This is a genomic window from Sorangium sp. So ce375 (assembly GCF_051473855.1).
Lineage (GTDB): Bacteria > Myxococcota_A > Polyangia > Polyangiales > Polyangiaceae > Sorangium.
Genome location: NZ_CP150335.1, coordinates 5,795,349 through 5,810,149 on the forward strand (window position 1 = coordinate 5,795,349; position 14,801 = coordinate 5,810,149).

Annotated in this window: 11 protein-coding genes; 4 read left to right on the forward strand and 7 right to left on the reverse strand. The window is 70.9% G+C overall.

The features are described 5' to 3' along the window. Positions 1-12 precede the first annotated feature (12 nt). The 3 genes from WME90_RS21410 to WME90_RS21420 all read right to left on the reverse strand — a co-directional run bounded on the left by WME90_RS21410 (position 13) and on the right by WME90_RS21420 (position 3,304). Positions 13-837 carry a CBS domain-containing protein gene (locus WME90_RS21410; protein WP_437283021.1) on the reverse strand — a complete coding sequence of 275 codons (825 nt, stop codon included), beginning with the start codon at positions 835-837 and terminating at the stop codon, positions 13-15. Positions 838-1,311: 474 nt separating this feature from the next. Then, positions 1,312-1,767: a hypothetical protein gene (locus WME90_RS21415; RefSeq protein ID WP_437283022.1), complete on the reverse strand. Its 456-nt coding sequence runs from the start codon at positions 1,765-1,767 to the stop codon at positions 1,312-1,314. A 571-nt stretch (positions 1,768-2,338) separates the two neighbouring features. Then, positions 2,339-3,304 carry an alpha/beta hydrolase gene (locus WME90_RS21420; protein WP_437283023.1) on the reverse strand — a complete coding sequence of 322 codons (966 nt, stop codon included), beginning with the start codon at positions 3,302-3,304 and terminating at the stop codon, positions 2,339-2,341. Positions 3,305-3,479: 175 nt separating this feature from the next. Here WME90_RS21420 and WME90_RS21425 point away from each other — a divergent pair, with 175 nt between their 5' ends. The 3 genes from WME90_RS21425 (at position 3,480) to WME90_RS21435 (ending at position 7,298) form a co-directional block, all read left to right on the forward strand. Next, entirely contained in the window at positions 3,480-4,886 is a 1,407-nt protein-coding gene (locus WME90_RS21425) for an FAD-binding oxidoreductase (RefSeq protein ID WP_437283024.1), read from the forward strand. Between the two features lie 132 nt (positions 4,887-5,018). Beyond that, positions 5,019-5,891 (forward strand): alpha/beta fold hydrolase, encoded by an 873-nt coding sequence (locus WME90_RS21430; RefSeq protein WP_437283025.1) that lies wholly within the window; start codon positions 5,019-5,021, stop codon positions 5,889-5,891. Between the two features lie 171 nt (positions 5,892-6,062). Next, positions 6,063-7,298, forward strand: coding sequence for an MFS transporter (locus WME90_RS21435; RefSeq protein ID WP_437283026.1), 1,236 nt, complete (start codon positions 6,063-6,065; stop codon positions 7,296-7,298). Positions 7,299-7,345: 47 nt separating this feature from the next. Here WME90_RS21435 and WME90_RS21440 read toward each other — a convergent pair whose 3' ends face one another. Together WME90_RS21440 and serA are read right to left on the reverse strand one after the other, a co-directional pair. Further along, positions 7,346-8,371: a LacI family DNA-binding transcriptional regulator gene (locus tag WME90_RS21440; protein WP_437283027.1), complete on the reverse strand. Its 1,026-nt coding sequence runs from the start codon at positions 8,369-8,371 to the stop codon at positions 7,346-7,348. Positions 8,372-8,436: 65 nt separating this feature from the next. Then, on the reverse strand, positions 8,437-9,696 hold the full coding sequence (gene serA / locus WME90_RS21445) for a phosphoglycerate dehydrogenase (protein WP_437283028.1): 1,260 nt from the start codon (positions 9,694-9,696) through the stop codon (positions 8,437-8,439). 183 nt (positions 9,697-9,879) lie between these two features. On the opposite strand from serA, the gene WME90_RS21450 reads away from it, so the two are divergent. Further along, positions 9,880-11,046 carry a S1C family serine protease gene (locus WME90_RS21450; protein ID WP_437283029.1) on the forward strand — a complete coding sequence of 389 codons (1,167 nt, stop codon included), beginning with the start codon at positions 9,880-9,882 and terminating at the stop codon, positions 11,044-11,046. Positions 11,047-11,070: 24 nt separating this feature from the next. On the opposite strand, the gene WME90_RS21455 is transcribed toward WME90_RS21450, so the two are convergent. Both WME90_RS21455 and WME90_RS21460 read right to left on the reverse strand, forming a co-directional pair. Further along, the gene (locus tag WME90_RS21455; protein WP_437283030.1) at positions 11,071-12,447 is read right to left on the reverse strand and encodes a DUF1552 domain-containing protein; all 1,377 of its coding nucleotides are present in this window, start codon (positions 12,445-12,447) and stop codon (positions 11,071-11,073) included. Continuing rightward, complete coding sequence (locus WME90_RS21460) at positions 12,444-14,144, reverse strand: DUF1592 domain-containing protein (RefSeq protein WP_437283031.1); 1,701 nt, start codon at positions 14,142-14,144, stop codon at positions 12,444-12,446. Before WME90_RS21460 ends, WME90_RS21455 begins: the two co-directional genes overlap by 4 nt. Positions 14,145-14,801: the final 657 nt, after the last annotated feature.

Consider the following 14,801-nt stretch of genomic DNA (forward strand, 5'->3'; position numbering starts at 1 on the left):
GCCCGGCCGACGTCATCCCGCCCTGGATCTCGCGGCCATCGAGACCACGCCCGTCCCCACGACGGCGCGCGCGAAGTCCAGCCCCGTCAGCACGCCGCGGAGCCGCCGCCCCTGCACCACGAGCACGCGCCGCGCCTGCGCCGCGTGCGCAGCGGCCGCGGCGCGGTGGAGCGGCGTCCGGACGTCGAGGCAGACCATGGCCGGGCTCATCACGTCCTCGACCGGTGAATCGGACAGCACGCCGTGCGCGAGCAGCGCCTCGGTCTGGGTGAACATCCCCACCGGCCACCCGCCCGGATCCACGACCACGAGCCCGCTCACCTGCGCCGTCGTCAGCCGGTCGGCCGCGAGCGCGAGCGGCGCGTCGAGCGGGATCGTGTACGCGGGGGCCGACATGAGCCCGCCGATCGGCGTCGCTTCCCGCGCCTCGACCAGGGAGAGCAGGAGATCCTTCGTGCTGAACACGCCGGTCAAGGCCTCGTCCTCGCGGACGAACACACGATGGATGCGGTGCTTCAGCAGCACGCTCGCCGCCTGGACGACCAGCGTCGCGCGGCCGACGGTGATGATGCCCGGGCGCAGCACCGCCCGCGCCGGGACGTCGGGCAAGGTGAGCAGCATCCCTCGGCTCTTCGTCTTCGTCTCGAACCTGCCGAGCCGGAGCAGGTCGGTGCGGGACAACACGCCGACCGCGCGCGACGCCGCGTCCACGATCGGAACGCAAGAGATCGCGCGCTCGCCCAGCGTGCGGTGCACCTCGGGCAGCGGCGTCGTGTCGGGCGCCGTGATGACTTCGCAGGTCATGTAACGCGAGACGGGTGTCGCAAAACGCATCATGGGGAGCATTCCTCGAGGACGCCGGTGCAGCGGCGCGTTCCGAAGGTGAGCAAGAAGCGATCCGCCATGCGACGCGTGGGGTTGGGCCTGGCACGGGCGCAGACAACGCGCGTCGGCGCGCGCTCTGCGCCGGGTTGTGCGCCGGGCTGGGCAGCTGATGGGCCGCCGGCTCGGGTACGCTCGCCAGGGGGCGATGTCCCAAAATGCGACACCTGAGGGGCCCTGGAACGCGGCCCTCGGGGCACGGCCGTAGCCGACCCGGAGAAGCCCCCGGGGCGCCTGACCGAAGGGAGCAGCGCGCTTTCCGCGAGCTCCCTTCGGCCAAGGCCCCGGTGACTCCCCCGGGCGACCCGTCAGACGACCCGCGGCTCAGGCGTCGGGTGCGCAGGTCCCTCGCGTTCCGAGGGCCCGTCGCGCGCCGGCCCTGGGCCGGCGCTCGCCTTCGTCGCCGCGGATGGACTCCGGGCTAGCGGGCTACCACCTGCCGAAGTTGTTGCAGCCGGAGTTGAAACCGCCGCCGCCGCCACAAGGCTTCCAGCCGCCCCAGGGGTTCCCACCCCAAGAGTTCCCACCCCAAGAGTTCCCACCGCAAGGCTTGAAGCCTCCCCCCCAGCTGGGAAAGCTGGAGTTGCCCCAGTTGTTCCAGGGGTTGTTCCAGGAGTTGTTCCAGCTGCCTGGGAAGCCCCCATTGTTGCCGCAGCTCGGGCCGTTGCCCCAGTTCGACCCGTTGCCCCAGTTCGACCAGTTCGAGCCCGGGCCCCAGCTCCGCCCGCCGTCGTTGCCACCCAGCGCCTGGGAGGTCTCGTCCACCGTCACGGCCTCGTCCGCATCGCTCTCATCGACGTCCGCCTCGCCCACCGCACAGCCGGCGGTCAGCGCGCCCAACGCCATCGCGACGCACATCAACCTGGTATTCAACAGCTCGACCATTTCTCCTCCTTGCCCGGCCCGCGACGTCTACAGGACCGTCGCGCCAGTCGGGTTGCGGAGAGAGCAGCGCTCATGCCCGAGAGCTGGTGTGCAGAGCCTGCCGCCCAAGGGTGCTCGCGGCGGGCGCGAGGCAGCGACAAACCGACATTCCTAAACAGCGCACGACCCCGCGGTGGTCCAGCGCGTCCACCCGAACCGGACCACTGCGCAGAGAAGGCGCTTCCAGGCGCGCTCGGCGCTCGCCTCGCGCCACGCCGCGGCTCCGGCAATAACCCGCCTTTCGCGCGCTGCCGATTTCTCGGCGCGGCGCGCCTCGACAGGGCGTCTCCGACGATGTCGAGCCTTCGCGCCGACAAGGTGGGATGAGGAGCGATAACGACTCAGGTGCGTTTGCCGTCCTCAGGCGATCGGCGCCGCCCCGCTCGGCGCGCTCAGCCCATCTCCTCTGCGCTCATGTACGCAAGAGTGCTCAAAAAGGACGCTCCGGGCATCCCGCGGTGCGAGCGTCACGCGTCCTGTCGAGTCGGTCCGGGTCCGCCGCCGGGCGCGCGCGACCGCGGCGCGGGGCCCCTCACGGCGCGGCGACCCAGGTCTCCCAGGCTCGCGAGAAGTCGTCGGCGTGGACCTCGTGGCCGCGCCCCGGGTGCACCGCGAGCGCGTGCTCCCAGCCGTGCTGGGTCAGCACGTCGGCGAGGTTCTCGGCGCTCGCGATCGTGGAGGCGAGCTCGAGATCGCCGACGGCGATGTAGATGGGTGGCCTCTCCTCGGAGAACAGGTGCTCCTCGATGACCATGCGCCCCGCGCCGACGAGCCCGGCGCCGTCGACCGCGACGAGGCCTTCCAGCGCCACGTAGCTCGCGAAATACCCTCCATTGGAGAAGCCCATGACGTAACGCCCGCCGAACGGCTCGCCGAGGATCCGCTCCATCAGCGCCTCTGCGCGCATCCACTCGTCGAGCACGGCGGGCGCGGCGGCGTCGACGGTCTCACGGCGCGTCGGCCAGCAGGAATACGTCTCCACGGACGGATCCCAGGTGCAGAGTCCAGGTCTCCCGCGCGGGAACACCGCGACGACCCCGAGCGCGTCGGCGGCCTCCGCGGCGGTGGCCTGGAAGGCCACGGGCAGCGAGTCGGGCGCCATGGCCCCGTGCAGCACATAAAGGATCGGCGCGCCGCGAGGCGCGGACTCCGGCACATGGAAGCAGGTGTGGTCGTCCAGGCCGATCCACCCTGCCGAGCACCAGTCCGTCTCGACCGGCTCCCAGCTCAGCGCCCCGCCCTCGCCGCCCGCGCCGCTGCCACCCGCGCCGCCCTGCCCGCCGGCGCTCCCCGGCTCGCTCGCGCCCGACGCGCCGCTGCTCGCCGCGATCGGCTCCGGGGCGGCGGCCCCCCCGCCGCCCTCGGCTGCGCCCGCGGCGCCGTCGGCGGCGCCCGCGGCGCTGGATCCACGCGGCGCCTCGCTGGCGGCGCGCTCGCACGTGGCCAGCGCGAGCGCCGCCATGCCCACCAGGATTGTCGCGCGATCCGGCCTGTCCATGCGCGCTCCTCGGTCAAGATGCCCTGTCGATCGCGGCGCCGCAACGCCCTCGCGGCGCCTTCGCCGCGACGACTCCCGCCGGCGAGGCGATTCGCTCGGCGCGCCGGTCTCGCCGTGCGGCGCGATGCCCCTCATGCCCTTGCCCTCCCGGCGACGCCGCAGTACCGAGCCGGCCATGACCCCACTTCCCGGTCTCCCCGGCGCCTTCCTCGCGGCCGTCCAGCGCGAGTTCCCCGCGGATTTCCTCTCGACGGACGCCGCCGATCTCGCGACGTTCGGCCGCGACTGGACCAAGGTCCACGAGCCCAGGCCCTCGGCCCTCGCGCTCCCTCGCTCGACCGACGAGGTCTCGCGGCTGCTCCGCCTCTGCTCCGAGCACCGCGTCCCGGTCGTGCCCTCCGGCGGCCGCACGGGCCTCGCCGCGGGCGCCGTGGCCGCCAGGGGCGAGCTCGTCGTGTCGCTCGATCGGATGCGCAAGATGGGCCCGGTCGACGTCCTCGGCGCGACCGTGCGCGTCGAGGCCGGCGCGGTGACCGAGGCGGTGCACCAGCACGTCGCGCCGCACGGCCTCACCTGGCCTGTCGACTTCGCCTCGAAGGGGTCGAGCCAGGTCGGCGGAAACATCGCCACGAACGCCGGCGGCGTGAAGGTCATCCGCTACGGCCTCACGCGCCAGTGGGTGCTCGGCCTCACCGTCGTCACCGCGAGCGGCGCCGTGCTCGACCTGAACGGCGCGCTCGAGAAGAACAACACCGGAATCGACCTGCGCCAGCTGTTCATCGGCAGCGAGGGCACGCTCGGCATCATCACCGAGGCGACGCTCAAGCTCACGCGGGTGCCCGAGGCGCTGAACGTGTTCCTGTTCGCGGTGCCCGACCTCGCCGGCGTGCTCGCGCTGTTCCGCGAGGCCCGGACGGGGCCGTTCGTGGTGATGGCCTACGAGTTCTTCACCGAGAAGTGCCAGGCGCGCCTGCGCCGCCACCGGAACGTCCGCGTGCCGCTCTCCGCGCCGTCGGACTACTACGTGCTCATCGAGGTCGAGCGCGGCGAGCCCGAGGCGCTCGAGGCGTGGATCACCTCGCTGTTCGAGCGCGGGCTCGTCACCGACGGCACGCTCGCGCAGCACGGGGCCCAGGCCGCCGAGCTCTGGGCGCTCCGCGAAGGGATCAGCGAGAGCCTGTCGGCGACCGGGCTGCCGCACAAGAACGACGTGTCCCTCCCCATCCAGGAGCTCGAGGGCTTCTGCTCCGAGCTCGAGAGCCTCTTCGAGGCCCGCTATCCAGGGTGGGAGATCGCGCTCTTCGGCCACATCGGCGACGGCAACCTCCACATCAACGTGATGAAGCCCGACGACCTCACGCGCGAGGAGTTCCTGAAGCGAACCCACGAGGCGGATCACGCCATCTTCTCGCTCGTGAAGAAGTACCACGGCAGCATCTCCGCCGAGCACGGCATCGGCCTGCTCAAGAAGGATTACCTCCCCTACTCGCGCTCGGCCGAGGAGCTCGCGATCATGAGGTCGATCAAGCGGGCGCTCGATCCGCTGAACCTCATGAACCCGGGCAAGATCCTCGACGTCTGAGCGCCTCCCGGCTCGCCCCCCTCTCGCCGCGCCCCCGGATCACCATGTAGCGATCAGCGACTCAACCCATGACCGTGCGGCGAGCGCCGGCGGCCGTTCGACGGAATCAGCTCAAGGAGACAAGGAGAGACGATGACCCTCGACGAATCCAAGCTCTCGCACCGGTTCACCGAGCACGGCGGCGTGCGCCTCCACTACGTCGAGGCGGGCGATGGGCCGCTCGTCGTGCTCCTCCACGGCTTTCCCGAGATCTGGTACTCGTGGCGCCATCAGATCCCCGCGCTGGTCGAGGCGGGTTACCGCGTGATCGCGCCCGACATGCGCGGCTACAACCTCTCGGACAAGCCGGAAGGCGTCGCGGCGTACCGGGTCAGCGAGCTCACCGCGGACGTGGCCGCGCTCATCCAGGCTTCCGGCGCCGAGCGCGCCGCGGCGGTGGTCGGCCACGACTGGGGCGGCGGCGTCGCCTGGGAGTTCGCCGCGCGGTATCCGGCGCTCCTCGAACGGCTGGTGGTCCTCAACTGCCCGCACCCCGAGCGGATGTTCGCCTCGTTCCGCACGGCGCGGCAGCTCCGCAAGAGCTGGTACATGTTCTTCTTCCAGCTCCCGAAGCTCCCGGAGCTCGCCGCGCGGAAGGACAACTTTGCGCTGCTACGCGCGTCGGTGAAGGACGACCCGCGGCGTCCGGGCGCGGTGAGCGACGAGGATCTCGCCCATTACGTCCAGGCGTGGTCGCAGCCCGGCGCGCTGACGGCGATGATCAACTACTACCGGGCGCTCTTCCGTCCGGGCAGCCTTCGCGAGCTCGGCAGGCCGCCCCGCATCGACATCCCGGTGCAGGTGATCTGGGGCGAGCACGATCGCTATCTCGGCTCCGAGCTCGCCGCGCCGGATCCGGAGCTGGTCCCGAACGCCCGAGTCACCCGCATCCCCGACGCGAGCCACTTCGTGCACTACGACAGGCCGGAGAGGGTCAATCAGATCCTCCTCGAGTTCCTGCGCTGACGCGCTCACGGCGCGGGATCGTGCTGCGCCGCACCATCCCGCGCGCGGCGCTCCCGCGCAAAGGGCAAACGGCAAACGCCAAACGCCAAATGCAACGACGGCGAGGCGCGTTCCCTGCCACACGTACCCGTTTGACACGGCGGAGCGGCCGATCGAACCTGCCGGGCGCTTATGCTCCGCCGCATCCCTGATCGCAACATCTGGCTCGTCTTTGGCGCGATCTTCCTCCTCGGTCTCGCCTACGGCATCGCCATCTCGCTCACCGCGGTCTTCCTCGATGCGCGCGGGTTTACCAAGACCGACATCGGCCTGCTCGCGTCGTGCTTCGCGCTCGGCATCGTCCTGCTCTCGCTGCCGATGGACACGCTCATCCGCCGGTTCTCGGCGAAGGCCACCCTGGTGCTCGCGCTGGCAGGGTACGCGGTCGCGGTCGGCGCCTTCCCCTTCCTGCCGACCTTCGCCGCCATCGCCGCGGTGCGCTTCCTCGACGGGGCTTGCTCGGTCGGCATCTGGGTGAGCTGCGAGACGATCCTGCTCGCCCGATCGGACAAGCACAACAAGGCGTTCGTCACGAGCCTCTACGCCGTCTCGATGGCGCTCGGCTACGTCCTCGGGCCGCTCTGCGCGCCGCACATCGTCGCGCTGTCCTCGATGCCCGCGGCGTTCCTCCTCTCGTGTGTCATCTCGCTGATGTCGGCGGTCCTCGTGCTCGCGCGCCTCGACCGCGAGCTGCCGGGCATGTCCGAGGCCCACGGGCAGGCCGGCGCGGCGAGCGGGGCGGAGCCCTCGGCGTCCTCCGCGTCGATCCTCTGGCGCATCAAGACCGCGTGCTTCGCGACCTTCGCCTATGGCTATTTCCAGGCGTCGGTCGTGCTGTTCCTCCCGCTCTACCTGATGGCGGAGAAGGGGGTCACGCGCGATCAGACGATCCAGATCCCCGCCTACTTCGCGGTGGGCATGCTCCTCTTCACCAACGTCTTCGGCCGGATCGGCGACCGCCGCGGCCACCTGCTGCTCATGCGCGTGCTCGGCACGATCGGCACGCTGATGATCCTCGGCTTCGTGTACCTCGATCGTTACGACGCGATGTGCGCGGCCGTGTTCATCGCGGGGGCGACGCTCGCGTCGATATCGCCGCTCAGCCTGGCGCTCCAGGGCGTCGTCACCGCGCCGCGCGACTACAGCCGCGCGAACTCGCTCTACAACGTCTTCTACGCCGCCGGGATGCTCCTCGGCCCTCCCGCGTCGAGCGCCATTTACCAGGCCGCGGGCGGGATCACGATGATCTACCACCTCGCGGCGCTGTGGGCCGCGTTCGTCGTGTTCACCGTCGTCTTCGCGGGCGACGACCCGGCGTCGCGGCGCAGCGCCGGAGAGCGCGTCAGCGTCCCGGTCTGGAATGAATAGCGCTGTCCCCGCGGCGGGGGCTGCCCGATCGCGGCTCCTCTCCGAGCTCACAGATCGCAGCCGCACGATCGCCGGACGATCATCTCCGTCGGCAGCTCGATCCTCCGCTCGGCCTTGCCCGTCTGGATGAGGTCCACCAGCGCCTGCACCGCGCGGTAGCCCACGCCCTCCGTCGGCGCGCGCACGGTCGTGAGCGCGGGCTCGAGGTGCCGCGCCGACGGCGCGTCGTCGAAGCCGACGACCGAGACCTCTGCGGGGACGCGCTTGCCCGCGGCGCGCAGCGCCTCCATCGCGCCTGCCGCGGCGTGGTCGCACCACGCGAAGATCGCGTCGAAGTCGACCCCTTCGCGCACCCACGAGAGCGTCGCGGCGCGCGCCTCCCGCGCGTCGAAGCCGCGGCGCACCAGGCGCGGCTCCACGGCGATGCCGTGCTCGGCCAGCGCGTCCCGGTACCCCTCCGCGCGCGTCGTCGAGTCCTCGCTCTCCGAGGCGCCGTGGAGGAAGGCTATCCGACGCCGGGCGTGCGCCTCGATCAGGTGCCCCACGATGGCGCGCGCGCCGGAGGCGTTCTTGATGATGACGTGAGGCAGCGCCACGTCCGCGGGCGACGACTGGTACATGAGCACCGCAGGACACTTCTGGTGGACCAGCTGCTGGAGGTCGCCCTCCCGGACGTAATGGCCGAAGAGGAGCACCCCGTCCGTGTTGTGCCGCCCCACGAGGCGCCGCGCCGGCGCCTCCGGCCTGACGGAGAGCAGCACGTCATAACCCGCCTCGGCCGCCGAGGCGGCGATGGCCCGCACGAGGCTCGAGATGAACTCGGTGCTGACGTTCGGCAGGAGCAGCCCGAGGACGCCCGTCCTCCCCTGCGCGAGGCTCCTCGCGGCGGTGTTCGGCACGTAGCCGAGCTCGTCGATGGCGGCCAGCACGCGGTCCCGGGTCTCCGCGCTGTACTTGCCCCTGCCGTTCAGCACGCGGCTGACGGTCGCGGGCGAGACGCGAGCGCGCTTGGCGACCTCCTCGATCCGGATCGGCGGCCGCGGCCCCTGCTGGATCGTGAACGGCGGCGACAAGGCGGGTCACCCCTCGGGACCGAGGCTCCGGGCGGGGCGCCTCGGCGCCCCGGCTCGACGCACGTTCAGTAGAGCACGCGGGTGCGGATGCTGGTCTCCAGCGCCCCGATGCGCCGGCTCACCTCGGCGGACACGTCCTGCGACAGGTCCATGATCAGGTAACCGATGTTGGCGTCCGTCGACAGGACCTGGCTGTCGATGTTGGCGTTCACGTCCGACACGATGCGGTTCACGTCGCGGAGCACGCCGGGCACGTTGCGGTGGACGTTGAGGATGCGGTGCGTGCCCTTGAGCGGCGGCAGCTCGACGTTCGGGAAGTTGACCGCGCTCGTCGTCGCCCCGGTGGTCCCGAGCTGCGTCAGCGCGCGCGACACCTCGCGGCCGATCGCCTCCTGCGCCTCCTCGGTCGAGCCGCCGATGTGCGGCGTCAGGATCACGTTCGGGAGCCGCTGAAGCTCGGTAAGGAAGCCGTCGGAGTTCGACTCGGGCTCCTCCGGGTAGACGTCGATCGCCGCGCCCGCGAGGTGGCCGCTCTTCAGCGCCTCGGCCAGCGCCGGGATCACCACGACCGTGCCGCGGCTCGCGTTGAGCAGGTACGAGCCCTTGCGCATGTGCGCGAGCTCGGCGGCGCCGATCATCTCCCGCGTCTCCGGCGTGGCCGGCACGTGCAGCGAGACGTAGTCCGACTCCGCGAGAAGCGCCTGGAGCGTGGGCAGCGAGCGGTTGTTGCCCATCGGGAGCTTCTGGGCGATGTCGTAGTAGACAACGCGCATCCCCATCGCCTCGGCGAGCACCCCGAGCTGCTGGCCGATGTGGCCGTAGCCGACGAGCCCGATCGTCTTGCCGCGGATCTCGTAGCAGGCCTTCGAGATCTTCTTCCACGTGCCGGCGTGCACCTCGCGCGACCTGTCCCCGAGCTGCCGGGCCAGCATGATGCACTCGCCGATGATCATCTCGGCGACGCTGCGCGTGTTGCTGAACGGCGCGTTGAACACCGGCACCCCGCGCCGGTTCGCCGCGTCGAGGTCGACCTGGTTCGTGCCGATGCAGAAGCACCCGATGGCGATCAGCTTGTCCGCCTTCTCCAGCACGCGCGCGGTGACGTGCGTCTTGCTCCGGATGCCGAGCATGTCCACGCCCGCGAGCGCGGCGATGAGCTCGTCCTCCTTCAGCGCGCCGCTCCGCGTCTCGATCTCGAACGATCGCGACCGGAACAGCTCGTGCGCACTCGCGTGGATGTTCTCGAGGAGGAGGACCTTCACGGGCTCCTTCGCGACAGGGGGGGTTGTCTGAAATTTCGTTGCTGAGGGCGTCATGGGCTTCATCCGTCAAAGCCACCTCTACCGCAACTTCGCCCGTTTGCATCCCCGGATCCGATCCGACGCCGACGCGCGCCGACGTCAGAACGCGGCCGTCCCGCGCATCCTTTGCGCGCGGCAAACTGCCGCAGCGCCCCGCCGAGCGCCGCAGGGGAGACGCCTTGCCGATGGCAAGCTAGATTGCGCCGCATGCGCCACTGCAGACACGCTCGACTCCCCGCCGTCCTCGCCGTCGCCGCGCTCGCCGCTTCCCTGGGATGTAAAGGGAAGCCGGGCCCCAGCGGCCCATCGCCGAACGCGACGAAGGTCCCCGACATGCCGGCGGCGTCTGCGACGATAGACACGACGCCGCCGCCCGTCCCGCCGTCGAAGGGCGCGCTCATCGAGGACGAGCGCAACACGATCGCCGTGTTCCGCGACGTCGCGCTCTCGACGGTGTTCGTGACCCAGAGTCGGCTCGTCGTGGACCGCTTCTGGGGGACCGCCGTCGAGGTGCCCGCGGGCTCGGGCTCGGGCTTCGTCTGGGACACCGACGGGCACGTCGTCACGAACTTCCATGTCGTGGACGGCGCCCAGTCGCTCGTCGTCCGGCTCCAGGGGGAGAAGACGTTCCCCGCGAAGCTCGTCGGCGTCGAGCCGCGCAAGGACATCGCGGTCCTCAAGATCGACGCCCCGAAGGACATGCTGAAGCCGATCCAGGTCGCGCCCCTGCGCGAGCCGCTGGAGGTCGGGCAGAAGGCGATCGCGATCGGCAACCCGTTCGGCCTGGATCACACGCTGACGACCGGCATCATCAGCGCGCTCGGGCGCCAGGTCCAGGGCGTCGGCGAGGTGACCATCCGGGACATGATCCAGACCGACGCCGCCATCAACCCCGGCAACTCCGGCGGCCCGCTGCTCGACTCGAGCGGGCACCTCATCGGGATGAACACGATGATCTTCTCGAAGAGCGGCAGCTCCGCCGGCATCGGCTTCGCCGTGCCGTCGACGACGATCGCGCGCATCGTCCCGCAGATCATCCGGACCGGGAAGGCCGAGCAGGTCGGCCTCGGCATCCAGCTCGATCAGTCCCGCCGCCTCGAGCGGCGCAACGGCATCCGCGGCGTCATCGTGATGAGCGTCGTCCCGGGCGGCCCCGCCGCCAAGGCGGGCCTGCGCGGCCTCTCCGAGGGCGACCGCGGGCTCGTGCTGGGCGACGTGATCGTCGGGATCGACGGCACGCCCGTCACGGACTACGACGGGCTGTACAACGCGCTCGACGGCAAGAAGCCCGGCGACAAGGTGAAGGTCGACGTGCTCCGCGGCTCGAACGGCGAGAAGGCCACCGTCGAGGTCGCGGTCGAGCTCCTCGGCTGAGCCGCCCCTCCCGCGCCCCGACCCTCAAGCGATGATCGAGTCGACGAGCCCGCCTGCGAGGCTCTCGTCGCCGAAATCGTCGAGCGGACCGCCCTGGCCGTTGGTGCAGCCGACGGCCGCGCCGATCGTGTTGAGCAGCTTGTTGAGGGGGATCCGCTCGTCGATGAACTGGCCGGTCTTCAGGTAGCCCGCGGCGCCGCCAGCGAGGATGTACGGGACCCTCGTGTAGGCGTGGTACTTGTCGCCGAGGTCGTTGAGCCACACGGCCACGCCATGGTCGAGGAGCGTCCCCGAGCCGAGCTCGTAGGACGACAGCCTGTCGAGCAGGTGCTTGAACATCCGCGCGTGGATCCGGTCGATCTGGTGGTGCAGCTCCTGCGCGCCCTCGATCGGCGGGCCCTCGTCGCCGTCGCTGTCGATGCGGTGGGAGATCTTGTGGTAGCTCTTCTGCCGCACGCCGTGGATCGTGTACTCGGTCCCGTCGTTGCCGTCGCCCACCTGCAGGGTCGCCGCGCGCGTCGCGCCGCACGCCATCGCGAGCGCGATGATGTCCATCTGCATCCGCGTGACGGCCTCCACGTTCTCGAATTTGCCGACGTTCGGCGAGATCGCCTCCATCTCCGCGACCCGCTCCGGCGGGAGCGCGCAGGCGAGCCCGACCTCGAGGTCGCGGATGCTGTCGAAGTGGAGCTGTAGCCGCTCGCGATCGCCCTTGCTGAGGTCCTTCCGGCTCATGAGCGCCTGCATCTGATCCCGGACCAGGTCGTTCACGCTGGCGCGCCGCGCGGCCAGCGCCTTCGCGGCCGCGGCGTCCACCTCGGCGAGCCCGAAGAGCTTCTGGTACGCCTTGTACGGGTCGCGCTCGGCGGCGCGCAGCTGCTTCGGCCCGCGGTACGAGAGCACCTCGTTGATGTAGCCGGCCATCCTGCCCGCGTAGAGCGTCAGCGGCTCGACGCCCGCCGGGTTGAGCTCGGTCGCGATGCGGTTGTCGATCGACTCGCCCATCGCGAGCGACTCGTTGCCCGCAGGATCCTCCGACACGCGCGCGGCCGTGAGGCACTGGTTGCCGCCGCCGGAGTGGCCGCACCCGTTGCCCAGGAACGCGAAGCGGACGCCGCGCACCATGGTGAGCTTGCTCGCGTAGTCCTTGAGCTCGCTGACCGCCCGGTCCTCGTCCGCGGCCATCGACTCGGCGGTCAGCGGGCCCGGCGCGCTGGGCCAGAACATCTCGGGCTCCTCGTCGACCGCCTGCGCCACGCCGTTCGCCTGGCGCATGAAGATCGCGAAGGGCGGCACATCCCCCGTGCCGGCCGAAGCGCGGCGCGGCGCGAACGTCTCCAGGAACGGGAGCGCGACCGTAACGCCGAACAGGCCTCGAAGCACACGTCGTCGGGTGATCATGGCGCCTCCGCGGGGACGCGAGCGAGGAAGGAGGTGGAGGAGACGATCCGGACGATGAGCTCCTTTGTCGAGGCGCCGCCGCGCGACGCCTCGCCGAGCTGCGCGATGAGCGCCTCGTCCTCCGCGCGCGCGTCGCGGCCGTGGGCAAACTCGATCCAGCGCTCCGCGTAGCACGCGTGCGCCTCGCTGCTCTCGGCGAGCAGCCGGCTGAACTCGACAGCGTCCGCGAAGCTCCTCGGCTGGCCGCCGAGCGTGTAGACGTCGGCGGAGTCGACGGGCATCCCGTTGTCGGTCGTCCGGTACTTGCCGATCGCGTCGTAGCGCTCGAAGGCGAACCCGGCGGGGTTGATGAGCGCCCCGTGGCACGACGCGCCGCACGTCCCCTTGCCCGTGTGCGCCTCGACGCGCTCGCGGTTCGTCGCGAGCTCGCCCGGCGGCAGCGCGGTCGCGTTGTCGGGCGGCGACGGCAGCGCCGCGCAGAGGATCCGGAGGTTCACGAAGACGCCTCGGTGGATCGAGTCCGGCTGCCGCGCCGTCGCCTTCGCCGCGAGGAAGCCGAGCCGCGTGAGCAGCCCCGAGCGCTCCGCCTCGTCGAGCTCCACCCGCTGGAATTCGCTCGAGAAATCGCCCTCGACGCCATAGACCGCCGCGAGGTGGTCGTTCACGTACGCGGTGCGCTCGGTGAGCAGCTCGGTGAGCCCGCCCTCCTCGTCGAAGACGACGTGATCGACGAAGAGCTCCGCCTCGCGCTGCATGTCGTCGCCCATCTCGGGGACGAACTCCGGGTAGAGCGCCTGGTCCTTGTTGAGGTCGTGGTACTGCTCGTAGTCGTAGAGCTGCCGGTGGAACGCGCCGACGACCTCGCGGGCGCGCGGATCCGCGAGCATGCCCTCGGCGTGGGCGCGGACGCCCTCGGGGGTCGAGAGCTCGCCCGCCTTCGCCGCCGCGAGGAGCTCGTCGGAGGGCATCGTGTTCCACAGGACGTACGCGAGCTTTGTCGCGATCTCGTGCCCGCTGAGCGGCACGAGCCCGCCCTCGGCCGGCCCCGCGCCGACCTCGACGCGGTAGATGAAATGCGGAGATTGCAGGAACCCCTCGAGCGCCGCCCGGACGCCCGCGACGAACGGGTCTTCGCCCTCGAAGAGCTCCTTGCCGCGGTCGAACAGGGCGAGGTACGCGCCCCGCTCCTCCTCCGTGAGCGGCCGCCGGAACGCCCGCTCGCCGAACCGCTCGACGAACGCCTGCGCCCGCGCCTCCGGCGCGTCCGGCAGATCCGCGGGCGCGATCCGATCGAGCTTGCCTGGCTCGGCGGTGAGCATCGCCGCGAGCTCCTCGGCGGCGCGCTGGTAATCGCCCCAGAGGCCCGGCGTGACGAGGAGCGCAGCCTCGTTGTTGTCGAAGACGCCGCCGAGCGGATCGCTCGTGAACGACGCCGAGAGGCCGGGCCGGTCGTCGAGGCGCAGGAGGTCGCGCGCCGTGTTCTCCCACTGCGCGTGGGTCAGACGCGGGAACATGCTGCGCTCGGCGACCTGCGGCCCTGTCGCGCCGCCCGGGATAAGGCCACCCCCGTCGCCTCCCTGCGGATCGCCCGCCGTGCCCGTACACCCCGAGATCAGGAGCGCGGCGACGCTCAACTGCGCGCCGAGCAGCCGCCGCCACCGCGGGAAAGCGGCCAGTCGACAAGCGAGTGAGATCATCGAGCTCTCCTGATAAACGGATCGATGTTGTGTTCAGGAGACGCACCTTGGCCCGCCACCGCGGGGAGGTGGTCGGCGGGAAGGCGGTCAATCGATAAACCAGTGAGGTCGCCGACCTCTCCTGATGAAGCGCGCCGAACGAGACCGGGCTGCGCCAGGCAGCCGAGGGTGGGTGCAGTGCCAGATGCCACGAGGAGCCGCGCGGAAGCAGGGCTCCCAGGAGCAACGACGCGATGCGCCGACCATCGGCTGCCTGGCGATAAGAGGTCTCGTTCGGCACTCTAAGACAAGCAGCTCGATGATGTTATGTAGGAAGCACTCTTTACTAACAACCCAAAAAAATCTTGGTCTATGGGCCGATGCCAGCGATCGTCTCGAAGCAGACAAATCCAACAGCACCAGAACGTTCGCTCTCGCATGTCGGGTCTCCGATGAACGCGAGATACGGCAGGAGGTCTCGATCGCTGGTCGCTCGAGCGGCGCGATCTCCTGCAGCTCCTCCGCGGCGCGGCCGAGGTGCGCTGGCGGCCGTCCGGGCACAGCCGCCGCCCCTCGCCCTCGCCGACCACGGCGCGCTGTCGTCCAGCGACGCGGGCGCCGCGCGCACCGGCGCGCGCGCGGCCGCACCGCCGGTCGCGAGGAGTGGAGCTCATGACG